Genomic DNA, 13,932 nt, shown 5'->3' on the forward strand with positions numbered 1-13,932 from the left:
ACTTACAGAAATCTAACTAAATTAATGAGGCATTTCGGAAGTTCTTAACATAGCGATAAACCATAATGAAGAAATTAATAATGCACTAAGGATTCCATAGTTAACGCCAAATTTAGAAATTGTAATTGGAACTATTAGTGGAAAAGTTAATGCCCCAAACAATGGAGTAAACGCTACAATTTTTTTTAGCATTACTTTAATTTATTAAAACCACTCAGTCTCAGCATTATCTTTTTCATTAGTATCGTCAAGTGGTGTAGTTCTATCAAATTTCATTGTTATACTTTTTTCTTGTTCACCAGATACATCAACAGCTTTAATATCATATTTTTGAGTCCCGTCTCTAAATGGAACTTGAATTCTAAAAGTACCATCTGCAGCAAGGGGTACGTCTTCTCCACCTATTGTCAGTTTTGCAGAAGGTTCTGTAGCTCCATAAACAATTAATTCAGCATCAGCAACGAGCCAAAAAGATCTATTTTTAACAATTCCGCTTCCAGAATCATTTAAACCTGATGACCATTTACCAGCGCCTGAGTCTGTAAGATTATCATTGAGGTTTGTTGAATTTACATTTTCCATAAATTCTTCAGAACCAACTTTTCTTCTAAGAGGAATGTTGGTTGCTGCTTGGTATAACCTTTCATGCATACCATTTTGTTCTGAAACAACAGGATTAGAAATATCTGGTATTGAGTCAGAAGTAGAATCTAAATTAAAAGGTACGAATTTATCAAGAATTTGCTCAGAAGGATGAGACCCAGGAACATGACTTATCGAAGAAAATGCCAATGACATCCAGTTAAAACCATATTTATAACCTAATTCAACTTTATAGTCTCTATCTGCAAGTGGGATTGGCAAGTACCACTCAGTACTGTAACTATCAACTGCTATCTCCCTTAGTGTTCCTTGATTCAAATTGCTGCCTTCAGAACCAGATGCATCAAATAATCTTAAACATAATTTATTAGCTCCCAAAGATTGTGCTTTTTCTCTATCTGCATCAGAAATTTGCCAAAAAACATAAGCCCAATCTGGATCTCGGGGTAAGAAAACTACATTTGTTTTAACATCTTCACTACTTCTGAAAGTATTGGACTCATGAGTTTCTTCAGGTTTTGCCTGGGGAGATGCAGTGTATGTTTTCTTTGTAGATTTTTCTTGGTATTTAAGTATTAATTCAACTAAAACAGCTTTTGTTTTGCGACTATATAGCGGAACCGATAATTTACTTGCTTCTTGACGTAATTGTCTGAGGGTTAGTGAGAGTAATTGATCTTTATTAATGATCCCGTCAGCCACTTTAAAATCTCCGTTTTTGTTTGGGATCAGTATGTTCTTTTTTTTGGGGAATTGTGTGTCTTTTTGGCCTGTCGTCAGGATCCTCTGACTACTAAAAAATTCTCAAAATTGATATTTCTCTTCAAAACAGTTGGTATCAAAGAAATTAATTAATTTTAAGAACTTTTTGAAATGTAAATTAATTTTCTTTTTTTTTAAATTTTATTACCTGAATTTGTTAACGACTCAACAAAAATATATTTTTTCTTCGGGATCATTTAAATAAAAGGAAATTCAGCGTTGTTCAACTAGAAGTACTAAATCATCTATTTCTAAATCCTCAATACTTTTACCTATTTTTTTTGAAAAAGTACTTAATTTTTTCGAAGTGGATTCCAACTGCTCATAAAAAAGATTACTAAATTTTTTATCATCAAATTTTTTGGATTGGTTATCACACCATTCTCTCAAAGGGTTTTTATTTTGATATTCCAAACTGTTATCTGCATTGATAATTTTTAAAATCTGAAGGCAATGAGCGAGTATTCTTAAATGATGTTTCTGCATTATGGATAGATCAAGATTATCAATTTCTTGAATAGTTTCTATGTTTAATGGGTTAGACATGGGATCAAGATGATTAGACATTAATTTTTAGTTTTAATAAAGGAAAAAAACTCAATATTTGGGGTATCTTTCGTTAAAGTATATAGAGCTAAGTGTAATAAGTTATTTTTGATAACATGGTCAACGAAAATTTAGTTCAAGATGTAGTAAAAGAGCCTTATAAATATGGTTTCGTTACTGATATTGAAACTGAAAAAATAGAAAAGGGCTTAAATGAAGATATTATAAAATTAATTTCGCAGAAAAAAGAAGAACCAAAATTTCTTCTCGATTTTAGATTAAAGGCCTTTAAAAAATGGCAAAAAATGAAAGAGCCTGATTGGGCAGCATTAGGATATAAAAAAATTGATTATCAAGATATTATTTATTACTCTGCTCCTAAGCAAAAAGAGAAAATTTCTAGCTTAGATGAAGTTGATCCCAAACTTCTTGAGACTTTTGACAAATTAGGAATACCCCTCACGGAGCAAAAAAAACTCACAAATGTAGCAGTAGATGCTGTCTTTGATAGTGTTTCTATAGCTACAACATTTAGAGAGGAACTTGCTGAACATGGAGTTATATTTTGCTCAATTAGTGAAGCAGTAAAAAATCACGCGGATTTGATTGAAAAATATTTAGGTACAGTAGTTCCAGCTAGTGATAATTATTTTGCAGCGCTAAATTCTGCTGTTTTTAGTGATGGTTCTTTTGTATATATCCCAAAAGGTGTTACCTGCCCTATGGATCTATCTTCCTACTTCAGAATTAATAGTGGAGATTCAGGACAATTCGAAAGAACACTAATCATTGCTGAAGAATCAAGTTCTGTAAGTTATCTAGAAGGTTGTACAGCGCCAATGTTTGATACAAATACTCTACATGCAGCAGTTGTAGAGCTTATAGCATTAGACGATGCTTCCATAAAATATTCAACAGTACAAAATTGGTATGCTGGTGATGAAGAAGGTATTGGCGGAATTTTTAATTTTGTCACCAAGAGAGGAAAATGTTTAGGTAAGAGAAGTAAAATTAGCTGGTCTCAAGTTGAAACAGGGTCTGCTATTACATGGAAATATCCTAGCTGTCTTCTTTTAGGGGAAGAATCTGTAGGAGAATTTTATTCAGTGGCTCTCACCAATAACCTTCAGCAAGCAGATACCGGCACAAAAATGATCCATATTGGTCCTAAGACCAAATCAACTATTGTTAGCAAAGGTATTAGTGCAGGTAACTCAAAAAATAGCTACCGAGGTCTTGTCAAAATGGGAACAAAAGCTAAAGGATCAAGAAATTACAGTCAATGTGATTCAATGTTAATAGGGGATCAAGCTTCTGCAAATACATTCCCTTATATCAAATCTCAACAACCCAATTCTGAAATTGAGCATGAAGCAAGCACATGTAGAATCTCAGAAGATCAACTTTTTTATCTCCAAAGCAGAGGTATAGAATTTGAGGAGGCAGTATCGATGATGGTTAGTGGTTTTTGCAGAGATGTATTTAATCAATTACCTATGGAATTTGCTGCTGAAGCAGACAAGTTACTGGCACTTAAACTAGAGGGATCAGTAGGGTAATTAATCAATTTCTAAACTGAAATGCAAAGTAAAATGAAAGAATCAGATCCAATTTTAGAAGTTGAAAATCTCTCTGCATCTACTGATAATCTTCCAATTTTAAAAGGAGTTTCACTTACTGTCTATCCTGGAGAAATCCATGCCATTATGGGAAGAAATGGATGTGGCAAAAGTACTCTTTCGAAAATCATTGCAGGACATCCCTCGTATAATATTACAAATGGCGACATAAAATTTTTAGGTGAAAACATCAACTCTCTAGAACCTGAAGAGAGATCTCAATCAGGAATTTTTCTTGGTTTTCAATATCCAATTGAGATTCCAGGTGTAAGTAATCTTGAGTTTCTTAGAGTTTCAACAAATGCTAGAAGGAAATTCCTCAACAAAGAAGAATTGGATACTTTTGATTTTGAAGAATTAGTTAAGGAAAAGTTAGAAATTGTAAAAATGGATAAGGCATTCCTATCAAGGAGTGTAAATCAAGGTTTTTCCGGAGGTGAAAAAAAAAGAAATGAAATTCTGCAAATGGCTTTACTTGAGCCCAAGATAGCAATATTAGATGAGACCGATTCTGGTCTTGATATCGATGCTCTAAGAATAGTGGCATCAGGAATTAAAAAAATATCTAATGCACAAACTGGAATTATACTTATTACCCACTATCAAAGATTATTAGATGAAATTAAACCAAATTATGTCCATGTTATGTCAGAAGGACAAATCATAAAAACTGGTGAAAGTGATCTTGCTCTAGAGCTTGAGGAAAAAGGATATGAATGGACTGATAACTTTATAAAAAAGACCTAAACAAATGGAAATTATTGAAAAAATAAAAACCAATAAATCTAACAATAACCTAACAGAAATACAAAAAATCTGTCTTCATAAATTACAATCGAGCCCTCTCCCTAATCCTAAAAGTGAACTATGGAGACTTTCAAATAAATCAAAATTATCAAACTTTTTAGATTACTCAGTTAATGAAAAAGATTCAACATTCGCTATACCATATCCTAAACATTCTCAAAGTACTATTAGATTAATAATTGGTGAGAATTGCCAAATTAAATTAATAAAGAAAAATTATTCAATACAGCAATTAAGTGAGGATGAATTACAAAAATATATCAAAGAACAGATATCTTTTTTTAAGCAAAACGAAAACTGGAGTGAACTACTAAATCTGTCTTTAAGTTGTAAAAATAATATTTTGGGATTAAAAATAAATGGATCAAAAATTCCTCCTATTGAAATTTTTAGTCATGCATCAAGTAATTCTTTTAACGCAAAAACCCTCGTTATATTTTTAGAAAAAAATTGTGATGTTGAATTATTACAAGTAAATCTTGGTAAAGAAAACTCTTCATTATCTCAATCAACTTTCTTTTGCTTGAAAGAAAATAGTTCTTTAAATCATGGTGTTGTTTCTTACGGTGAAAACAGATCAAATCTATTAAATTCTCTCAATGTGATTCAACAAAAAAATAGTTCATACAACTTAGGATCTTTACATTTCAAATTCAATTACGCGAGATTTGAAATTAGTATTAAACAATCTGCGGGAAACGCTAAAACAACTATCAAAGGTATGCAAATAACAAAAAAAGATGAGCAGATTTCAACCTATACAAAAATAGAATTTAATGGCCCAAATGGATTTCTAGATCAAATTAATAAATCACTTGCTGATGATAAATCACATGCAATATTTGAAGGTTCAATAATAGTTCCGAAAATTGCCCAGAGAACTGATGCTTCCCAATTAAGCAGAAATTTACTCTTATCAAATCTCGCACAAATAGATACAAAACCTCAATTAGAAATAATTGCTGACGATGTCAAATGCAAACATGGAGCTACAATTTCACAACTAAACGAAGAAGAACTTTTTTATATGCGAACAAGAGGGATCACATTAACAGAAGCAAGTAAACTACAATTAAGTTCTTACTTTCAAGAAATAATTTCATTTATTCCCATTTCAAAAGATAGATGGGATTTACTTGATAAACTTTTAAATGAAAATTAATGGAAACGATTCAAAATTTTCCTAAAATAACGAAGAAAGACTTTCCTCTTTTAAATAAGAACTTAAGAAGTAATGAGCAAATTATTTATCTAGACCATGCTGCAACCACACAAAAACCAATACAAGTATTACAAAAAATTGATGAATATTACAAAAACTTTAATGCCAATGTACATAGAGGGGCACATCAATTAAGTGCTAAGGCAACAAAAGAATTTGAAAATGCACGATATTTAATTAGCAAATATATAAAAGCGAATACAGAAAAAGAAATTATTTTCACTAGAAATGCTACTGAGGCAATCAATCTAGTAGCTAGATCATGGGGCGAATATTCATTAAAAGAAAATGATGAAATTCTTTTATCAATAATGGAGCATCATAGCAATATTGTTCCATGGCAAATGGTTGCAGCAAAAAATAAATGCAAATTAAAATTTATAGGTATAGATAAAGATGGGAAATTAGATATAGACGACTTTAAATCAAAACTTACATCTAGAACTAAAATGGTTAGCCTAGTACATGTTAGTAATACTCTAGGTTGCTGTAATCCAATAAAGGAAATAACTAAATTAGCTAAACAAAAAGGTTCTTTAGTGTTAATAGATGCATGCCAAAGTTTGGCTCATCAAAAACTGGATGTGATTGATCTTAATATAGATTTTTTAGCTGGATCAGGACATAAACTATGCGGTCCAACAGGTATTGGTTTCCTCTGGTCAAGAAAAGAAATCCTAGAAAAAATTCCTCCTCTCTTTGGAGGTGGCGAAATGATTCAAGATGTTTTTGAAGAGACAAGTACTTGGGCAGAGCTACCACACAAATTTGAAGCTGGAACTCCAGCCATTGCAGAAGCAATAGGTCTTGCAGAAGCAATTAATTATATAAACAATATTGGATTGGATGAAATTCATAAATATGAAAAGACTATTACTAAATATTTATTTGAAAAATTAAATCAAATAGAAAATATTGAAATCATAGGTCCATCGCCGGAGATAGATCCAGACAGGGCCTCACTTGCCACCTTTTATATAAAAAATATACATTCAAATGATATTGCTGAAATTCTTGATTCAAAAGGAATTTGCATCAGAAGTGGTCACCATTGCTGTCAACCTCTTCACAGATATATTGGAATTAAATCAACAGCAAGAATAAGCATGAATTTCACAACCAATAAGGAAGAAATTGATATGTTTATAGAAAAATTAAGAGATACTATTGATTTTCTAAAAATCAATTCTTAAATATTCAAAGCATTTTTTAAAAATTCCTGAGATTTTTGCATTACTACTTTTTTATTTTCAAGGTTTCTAAAACCATGCCCTTCATTATCGAAAAAAATAACTTCTGAATATTTATTATTCTGATTTAAAATTTCTTGAATTTTTAAAGTTTGTTTATAAGAAATAACAGTATCTTTTTTTCCATGAAACAATAAGATAGGTTTTTTTATTTTATACATATGTTTTATCGGCGATCTATCTATATAATCATTACGATTTTTTGCATAATTTCCTACCAAAGAATTTAAATAATCTTTCTCAAACCTATGCGTGTTGTAATGCATATCCTTCAAATCAAGAACAGGATATTTGCAAATTGCCGCTGTAAAAATTGAACCATATAATAAACAATTCAAGGCAGTTAACCCACCTGCACTATTCCCAAAAATTACTACTTTTTCTCTATCAACTTGATTTGATTTAATCAATTCAAGAGCTAGTGCTTTGCAATCATAAGAATCAACAATACCCCATTTATGATTCAACCTCTCTCTATATGCTTTCCCAAATCCTGATGATCCTCCATAATTGACTTCAGCAACAAAAAATCCCTTCGACGTCCAATATTGTACTTCAGAATTATATGAACCATCAAAACATGAAGTTGGTCCACTATGTGCTCTAACAAGAAGCGGTGGCTTTTTAAAATTTTCAACAAGCGGTTTATAAAGAAAAGAATGAGTAGATTTAGCTTCAAAACCTTTAAACCAAAATGTTTCAGGTTTTGAACAATCTTCTATATGATCACAAAATATCTGCTCAGAAAAATTTGATAAAACTTTTTTTGCAAAATCAATTTCAAATAAAATTCCCAAAAAATCAAATCCATAACCTTTAAAAAGAACTTTTTTCCTAAAAACGCTGAAATCACTTATTGAGGTAAAAGGAGTAGAAAATTCTTTCACAAATTCAAGATCTTCATACTGTTCAACTATTAAACTATTTTCTTTTTTTGCGACACAAAATAAATTTTTTATATTCCCTGAAAAATATGTTATTCCAGTAACCCATTGCGGTGCTCCATATTCAATCAAATTTCTCTTTACTCTTTTCTTAATAACAATACTCTCAATTTTACTAACATCTAAAAACAATAAGTTCCACCATCCAGAACTATCTTCAGAACATACTAAAAGTGTTTCACTGATCCAATAGGGTTGAAAAAAAGAAACGTTTTTTTTGGAATTTATTAGCTTATTTGAAAATTTGTTTATTTTTTGTATCTCGCCATCTAAATCTATTTGAGCAAAAAACAGTTCATTTTTCTCCCAGGGCATATAAGGAGAATCCCACTCTATCCAAGAAAGTAAGTTGGCAGAGGTATTAGAAGATAATTCTGCAGCAAAATTTTTAAATTTTTTTATTCGATGAATATCTTGTTTAGTTTTTTTTAAATTTAAAGAAAATAAATAATCCCTATTATTTATTTCGCAAATTCCATACAAAAAATTTTTTTCAGAAATAACAAAAGAAGAATCAAAATTTCCATCAATTGATTTAGATAATTGACTAGGTTCTTGAACAGGAACGAGATATTTATTTTGGCTTCTATCATTTGAAGCTGCCTCTTTAAAAATTTGAAACCATACTGCCTTAGTAATCTGATCTATCCATATCAAATAAAAATTATTTTTAATATTTATACATTTATAAGATTTACCACCATATCCATGAAAATTATTTTTAATATTATATTTTTTACTTGTTAATTTCTGAGGAAACGCTTCTTTATCATTAAATGGTCTTGCAAAAATTGCATTTTCATTTTGACTTTCACAAACAACATCAATCCAAAAAATGGTATCCCTAATAATAGTTAATTCCTTAAAAGATATTTTTTTAGATTCAATTTGCTTAACTTTTAGCTTATCATTATTACTCATATAAAAATCATAAATAACGTAATTTAAAGTGCTAGTATTTTTATAGCTAAACTTATAATTAAAAACTTTTTTAACGTGGCAAACCATTTTTCACAACTTGCAAAAAAGTCAAGAACGAATGGAAGCTCGGAAAAAATTGCAAAAGAACAAACAGGTAAGCCATCTTTAGAAATTTATAAACTTGGTGATGATGTATTAAGACAAAATGCCAAAAGAATAACTAAGGTTGATGAATCGATTAGAAAACTTGTTAGAGAAATGCTTCAAAGCATGTATGCAGCTAAAGGAATTGGACTTGCCGCACCACAAATTGGCATCAACAAAGAGCTTCTTGTCATAGATGTAAATTTTGAAGATTCAGCAGCAGAACCTCTAATATTAATCAATCCAGAAATTACAGACTTTGGAACAACTCTTAATTCATACGAAGAAGGCTGCTTGAGTATACCTGGCGTCTATTTGAATGTTGTTCGACCATCAACTATCAAATTAAAATTTAGAGATGAAATGGGGAGACCTCGTAAAATGAAAGCAGATGGACTCCTGGCGAGGTGTATTCAACACGAAATGGATCACTTAAACGGAATATTATTTGTTGATAGAGTTACATCAAAAGATGATTTAAACAAAGAACTTATAAAGGAAGGGTTTAACGAAAAAGACGTAATTTCTATTAATTAATCTAATGACCGAAACTACAATTTTTCAAAAAATAATTAATGAAGAAATACCCTGCGATAAGCTTTATGAAGATAAGTTTTGTATCGCGTTTAATGATATCCAAGCGCAAGCACCAGTACATTTTTTAGTGATCCCAAAAAAGCCGATTATTAGTTTATTAAATTGTTTTGAAGAAGATGCAAATTTATTAGGGCATTTACTTTTTGTTGGTAGCAAAATAGCTAAATCAAAAAATTTAACTAATTGGAGAACAGTAATTAATACTGGAGCAGAATCGGGACAAACAGTTTTTCATTTACATATTCATTTTTTATCTGGAAGAAAAATGAATTGGCCCCCAGGTTAAAACTCTCGAAAGAAATGTTTATGGGTTATAAATAAGTAAAAACAAAATGAATACACCAGACTCCTTAAATACAGAATCCAAAAATTTATTCAATCTAATATTAAAAAATTGGGAAGAGCTAGACGATTCACTTAAAACTAAATTAATTAAAATTTGGAAAGTTTTAACTTATAAATGGCAATTACAAATTTTATTTAATCTACCTTTTCTTTTATGGTGGGTATTAGATAAATCTTTTCCAAATGTACATAAATTTGATATGACAATCTTGAATTACTTAAATTTACCTGACTGGGCACTTTCATTTATTGGCTTTGGTCAATAGACTGCTAAAAGTTATAATTTATTTTATAAAACTTGTCGAGCGATGAATAAAGCAGTTAATAATAAATCCAAAATACTATACCAATTACAAAAATTAAGGAAGCTATCTCAGCCTTTTTTTCTTCCCATAGACCAATGTAATGGGTTTCAATTCATATGGCTTTTGATTTCTCTTTTATTTTGCGTTGGTGGAATAGTACTTGTTGGACTTACAGGAATAATAAGTTTTTTTGAAAGCTTTCAACCAATTTTTCTTGAAAAGTATTTCGGAGGTGTAGTAAGTACCGTCAATTCAATTTGGGCTGGTAGCTGGGGATTGCTTTTCTCTGCCTTATTTCTAATTGGATCAGGGAGCTTTTTTAGCTTAAGGCGTCAATTAAAAAATCGTAGATGGTTACATTGGTTATTCCTTGCGATAATTGTATTAATGCTTTTAGCTGTAAACGGAATAAACGCAGGTATTGGATTCATTGCGAGAGATTTAACAAATGCTTTAGTAGAAAAACAAGAAGATGGGTTTTATCGGATTTTGGGAATTTACGCTTGTTGTTTTGCTGTGGCTCTACCAATACGTGTTTCCCAAATATTTTTTACATATAAGTTAGGAATAATTTGGAGAGAATGGCTATCTAAAAGTTTAGTCAAAGATTATATGACTAATAAAGCTTATTACCAATTAAATCCCAATGATGAAGAACAAACCGATGTAGATAATCCTGATCAAAGAATCACAGATGATACCCGAGCTTTTACCGGGCAAAGCCTCTCTTTCACATTAGGTATTTTTGATGCCCTACTAACATTTTCACTTAATATTCTTATTTTATGGAGTATTAGTACAACACTTACTTTTTCTTTGTTTGGTTACGCTGCATTTGCAACTTCTATCCTTTTAATTGCTGGAAAAAATCTTGTAAAGATTGACTTTGATCAACTCAGATATGAAGCAGATTTTCGATATGGTCTAGTACATATTAGAGATAATGCTGAATCAATAGCCTTTTACTCTGGGGAGAATCCTGAGCGAAGTGAAACTGAAAGACGTTTGGGAGAAGTGGTGCGAAACTTTAATTTACTGATTATATGGAGAGTAATAATAGACGTCATGAGAAGATCCATTAATTATGCTGGAAATTTCTTTCCATATTTAATAATGGCAATCCCTTACTTTAAAGGTGATATTGATTATGGACGCTTTATTCAGGCAAGCTTTGCATTTGGAATGGTTGAAGGTTCGTTATTTTTCATTGTTAATCAAATCGAAGAACTTGCAAAATTTACTGCTGGTATTGGCAGATTAGAAGGATTCCAATCAAAAGTTGAATCAATTAGTCAAACCAACCCAACAAGCAATCAAAACGTTATTTCTGATTACCCCTCAATTCTTATCAATAATGCTGACCTTTGCCCACCAGGATCAAATAAAACAATAATTAAAAATTTAAATTTGAGCATCGACAATAACCAATCACTTTTGGTTGTAGGACCATCTGGGTGCGGAAAAACATCTTTACTAAGAATGATTAGTGGTTTATGGGAACCCGATCAGGGAATAATTAAAAAACCAAAAATTGGGGAATTATTATTCATACCTCAAAAACCATATATGTTACTTGGTTCTTTAAGGGAACAATTATGTTATCCCACAGAAGTTAAGAAATTTAGTGATGAACATCTTACTTCTGTACTTCATGAAGTAAATTTAAAAACCTTAGTTGATCGGTATCCTAATCTTGATATCAAGCAAGATTGGCCAAGAATTCTTTCCCTAGGCGAGCAACAAAGACTGGCTTTTGCGAGACTTTTACTAAATTCTCCAAGATTTGCAGTACTTGATGAAGCAACAAGTGCTTTAGATATTAATACTGAAAAAAAATTATATAGTTTATTAAAGAAACGAGAACTTTCTCTTATTAGTGTTGGGCACAGGCCTAGCTTAAAAGACTTTCACGAGAATATTTTAGAATTAAATGGACAAGGAGAATGGAAATTATTGACTTCGGATAAGTATAATTTTAAGGATTAACAAAAAAAATGAATTCTAAAGAAGATCATACTAACTCAGAAGTCACTAATTTAGAGGATGAGAGTTTTATAGACCAGCAGAAAGATCCAAATTACATCAGTGAACAAACTGGAGAAAATAAATTAGATGAAAAATCTATAGAAATTAATGATGAATATAAATTTGGGTGGAGTAGTTATTCTGAAATAACTAATGGAAGATTTGCAATGATTGGCTTCCTTGCAATAGTATTGATTGAATTATTTAGTAAACAATCGTTTTTAAAATGGGCAGGAATCTTTTAATTAATCATCAAATCTAGAACTGTTATCTCTAGGTTTCTTCTTGTTTGTGCCAACGTTATATCTACTATTTTGATTTTTTGAACTTGATCTTGGTGAAGAGCTTACTCTACGAGTTCCACTTGATTTTTTGACTTGATTAGCATCTTTAAATGAAGCATCTTCTACTTGAGCTGTTGAGGTTTGCTGCCTAATAGGGGATCTAGTAGGTTTCTTTCTTAATGGGGAAGAGTCACCAGGAGCAGAGTTATTATCTTGTCTAGAAACTGTGCGATTCATTCTGGGTCTTGACCCTGTTTTAACTTCGTCGCGAGATAAATTTCTTCTCTCACCAAAGTTATTTGTTTCTGGTCTTTTATTATTTCTATCTTCAGAAGTCTGTCTTCTCCTTCTTATAGGTTCATCATTTTCAAACTGACTTATTTCCCTTGTAGATGACCTACTTCTACTCGCTGCAGCAGAGGGTATAGCTCTTGAAACACTCCTCCTACGAGATCTCCCCTCCGTATATTCCTCTTCAAATTCATCTTCTTGAGGTTTAAATCTTCTGGATGGTCTTTCAGATTCTTCAAACCTATCATAATCGTCATTAATTCGGCCCCTATAATTTCTGGGAACATCAGAAATAGAATCATCATCAAAATAACTTGACCTTCTAGCTTGATCAGTTGCAACTCCCCTTAATCGCACACTTTCATATGCGAAAAAAACTGTAGTTCCTGCTAATAAAAATTGACCAAACTGAAGGATAGGATCTAACCTCCAGCCTTGAAAAAATAATATTCCTCCGCACAAAAGTCCTATTGCTGCGAAGAAAACATCATAATCCCGTGCCAAGGCAGGCTTAAAAGACCTCAAAAAATAAAGGCCTCCTCCACATACCGCGAGAACTATACCAACAATACTGGCCCAATTGAGACTAGCATTGACCACATTCTTTCTCCAAAAATTTATTTTTAAAAGGGTTTCTTATATCCCCTATATATACAGTGTACTTAAAACTTCTACAAAAACTAGCGTCTTCCAGTAGAAGTGCGATCGAGGGAATCTTTCTGGCTAACAAAAATCAAAAATGCAGTGGCTGGAATAACGATAAGTAATGCAGCGGCAATAAAACTACCTAGCATTCCAACTGCGGAATTATTTGCAACTTCAGCAGAAAAATCTGCGGCTAGTAATAAATTTGAGATTTGAAGCACTTTTTAAATATTAAATTCTCAATTTATAATACGAATTAAATACGTTTCAATGGGTTATTTATTAAGATGAATTAAATAATTGTGATTTCCTTGCTTGTAAACTCTCTTCAAATATTAGATATTAGTTTAGGAATTTCTCTTTCATATCTGACTATAGTTTTTCTAGTAAGATTAATACTTACTTGGTACCCAAAAATTGATTTAAGTAAAGGGTTATGGTTATTAATTTCAATACCATCAAGCTCTATTCTTAATTTAACCAGAAAACTAATTCCTCCAATTGGAGGCGTTGATGTTGGACCCGTAATTTGGATCGGAGTTATAAGCTTTTTAAGAGAAATTTTAGTCGGTCAGCAAGGGCTTATAAAACTTGCATTACATACACATATTTCATAGAAATC

At 31.3% G+C, this 13,932-nt stretch carries 16 protein-coding genes; 10 read left to right on the plus strand and 6 right to left on the minus strand.

What is annotated here, in order from left to right:
• Nucleotides 1–21: 21 nt before the first annotated feature.
• The 3 genes from BS621_RS09245 to BS621_RS04340 form a co-directional block, all read right to left on the minus strand.
• Nucleotides 22–192: a hypothetical protein gene (locus tag BS621_RS09245; protein ID WP_011375642.1), complete on the minus strand. Its 171-nt coding sequence runs from the start codon at nucleotides 190–192 to the stop codon at nucleotides 22–24.
• Between the two features lie 12 nt (nucleotides 193–204).
• Entirely contained in the window at nucleotides 205–1,305 is a 1,101-nt protein-coding gene (locus BS621_RS04335; RefSeq protein ID WP_077141945.1) for a DUF4912 domain-containing protein, read from the minus strand.
• 273 nt (nucleotides 1,306–1,578) lie between these two features.
• Complete coding sequence (locus tag BS621_RS04340) at nucleotides 1,579–1,932, minus strand: hypothetical protein (protein ID WP_077141946.1); 354 nt, start codon at nucleotides 1,930–1,932, stop codon at nucleotides 1,579–1,581.
• Between the two features lie 95 nt (nucleotides 1,933–2,027).
• On the opposite strand from BS621_RS04340, the gene sufB reads away from it, so the two are divergent.
• The 4 genes from sufB to BS621_RS04360 are packed head-to-tail and all read left to right on the plus strand — an operon-like array spanning nucleotide 2,028 to nucleotide 6,752.
• Entirely contained in the window at nucleotides 2,028–3,470 is a 1,443-nt protein-coding gene (gene sufB, locus BS621_RS04345) for a Fe-S cluster assembly protein SufB (protein WP_077141947.1), read from the plus strand.
• 21 nt (nucleotides 3,471–3,491) lie between these two features.
• Nucleotides 3,492–4,277 carry a Fe-S cluster assembly ATPase SufC gene (gene sufC / locus BS621_RS04350; protein WP_077141948.1) on the plus strand — a complete coding sequence of 262 codons (786 nt, stop codon included), beginning with the start codon at nucleotides 3,492–3,494 and terminating at the stop codon, nucleotides 4,275–4,277.
• 4 nt (nucleotides 4,278–4,281) lie between these two features.
• Nucleotides 4,282–5,499, plus strand: a complete 1,218-nt coding sequence (locus BS621_RS04355; RefSeq protein ID WP_077141949.1) for a SufD family Fe-S cluster assembly protein — start codon at nucleotides 4,282–4,284, stop codon at nucleotides 5,497–5,499.
• Nucleotides 5,499–6,752, plus strand: a complete 1,254-nt coding sequence (locus BS621_RS04360) for an aminotransferase class V-fold PLP-dependent enzyme (RefSeq protein WP_077141950.1) — start codon at nucleotides 5,499–5,501, stop codon at nucleotides 6,750–6,752. Before BS621_RS04355 ends, BS621_RS04360 begins: the two co-directional genes overlap by 1 nt.
• On the opposite strand, the gene BS621_RS04365 is transcribed toward BS621_RS04360, so the two are convergent.
• Entirely contained in the window at nucleotides 6,749–8,674 is a 1,926-nt protein-coding gene (locus BS621_RS04365) for an alpha/beta hydrolase family protein (RefSeq protein WP_077141951.1), read from the minus strand. The genes BS621_RS04360 and BS621_RS04365 overlap by 4 nt on opposite strands.
• A 75-nt stretch (nucleotides 8,675–8,749) precedes the next feature.
• On the opposite strand from BS621_RS04365, the gene def reads away from it, so the two are divergent.
• Genes def through BS621_RS04390 form a run of 5 tightly spaced genes read left to right on the plus strand, consistent with a single transcriptional unit; the run spans nucleotide 8,750 to nucleotide 12,335 of the window.
• Entirely contained in the window at nucleotides 8,750–9,355 is a 606-nt protein-coding gene (def, locus tag BS621_RS04370; RefSeq protein ID WP_025932903.1) for a peptide deformylase, read from the plus strand.
• A 4-nt stretch (nucleotides 9,356–9,359) separates the two neighbouring features.
• Nucleotides 9,360–9,701: a histidine triad nucleotide-binding protein gene (locus BS621_RS04375; RefSeq protein ID WP_077141952.1), complete on the plus strand. Its 342-nt coding sequence runs from the start codon at nucleotides 9,360–9,362 to the stop codon at nucleotides 9,699–9,701.
• 46 nt (nucleotides 9,702–9,747) lie between these two features.
• Nucleotides 9,748–10,026: a hypothetical protein gene (locus tag BS621_RS04380; protein ID WP_077141953.1), complete on the plus strand. Its 279-nt coding sequence runs from the start codon at nucleotides 9,748–9,750 to the stop codon at nucleotides 10,024–10,026.
• A gap of 42 nt (nucleotides 10,027–10,068) precedes the next feature.
• Nucleotides 10,069–12,051, plus strand: coding sequence for an ABC transporter ATP-binding protein/permease (locus tag BS621_RS04385; protein WP_025932900.1), 1,983 nt, complete (start codon nucleotides 10,069–10,071; stop codon nucleotides 12,049–12,051).
• Nucleotides 12,052–12,059: 8 nt separating this feature from the next.
• The gene (locus tag BS621_RS04390; protein WP_077141954.1) at nucleotides 12,060–12,335 is read left to right on the plus strand and encodes a chlorophyll a/b-binding protein; all 276 of its coding nucleotides are present in this window, start codon (nucleotides 12,060–12,062) and stop codon (nucleotides 12,333–12,335) included.
• On the opposite strand, the gene BS621_RS04395 is transcribed toward BS621_RS04390, so the two are convergent.
• Nucleotides 12,336–13,265: a Ycf66 family protein gene (locus BS621_RS04395; protein WP_077141955.1), complete on the minus strand. Its 930-nt coding sequence runs from the start codon at nucleotides 13,263–13,265 to the stop codon at nucleotides 12,336–12,338. It abuts the gene before it with no gap.
• 80 nt (nucleotides 13,266–13,345) lie between these two features.
• Nucleotides 13,346–13,531 (minus strand): photosystem II reaction center X protein, encoded by a 186-nt coding sequence (gene psbX, locus BS621_RS04400; protein ID WP_025931229.1) that lies wholly within the window; start codon nucleotides 13,529–13,531, stop codon nucleotides 13,346–13,348.
• A 90-nt stretch (nucleotides 13,532–13,621) separates the two neighbouring features.
• Here psbX and BS621_RS04405 point away from each other — a divergent pair, with 90 nt between their 5' ends.
• Entirely contained in the window at nucleotides 13,622–13,927 is a 306-nt protein-coding gene (locus BS621_RS04405) for a YggT family protein (protein ID WP_077142665.1), read from the plus strand.
• Nucleotides 13,928–13,932: the final 5 nt, after the last annotated feature.

Origin of the sequence: Prochlorococcus sp. RS04 (assembly GCF_001989455.1) — a bacterium.
Taxonomy (GTDB): Bacteria; Cyanobacteriota; Cyanobacteriia; order PCC-6307; family Cyanobiaceae; genus Prochlorococcus_A.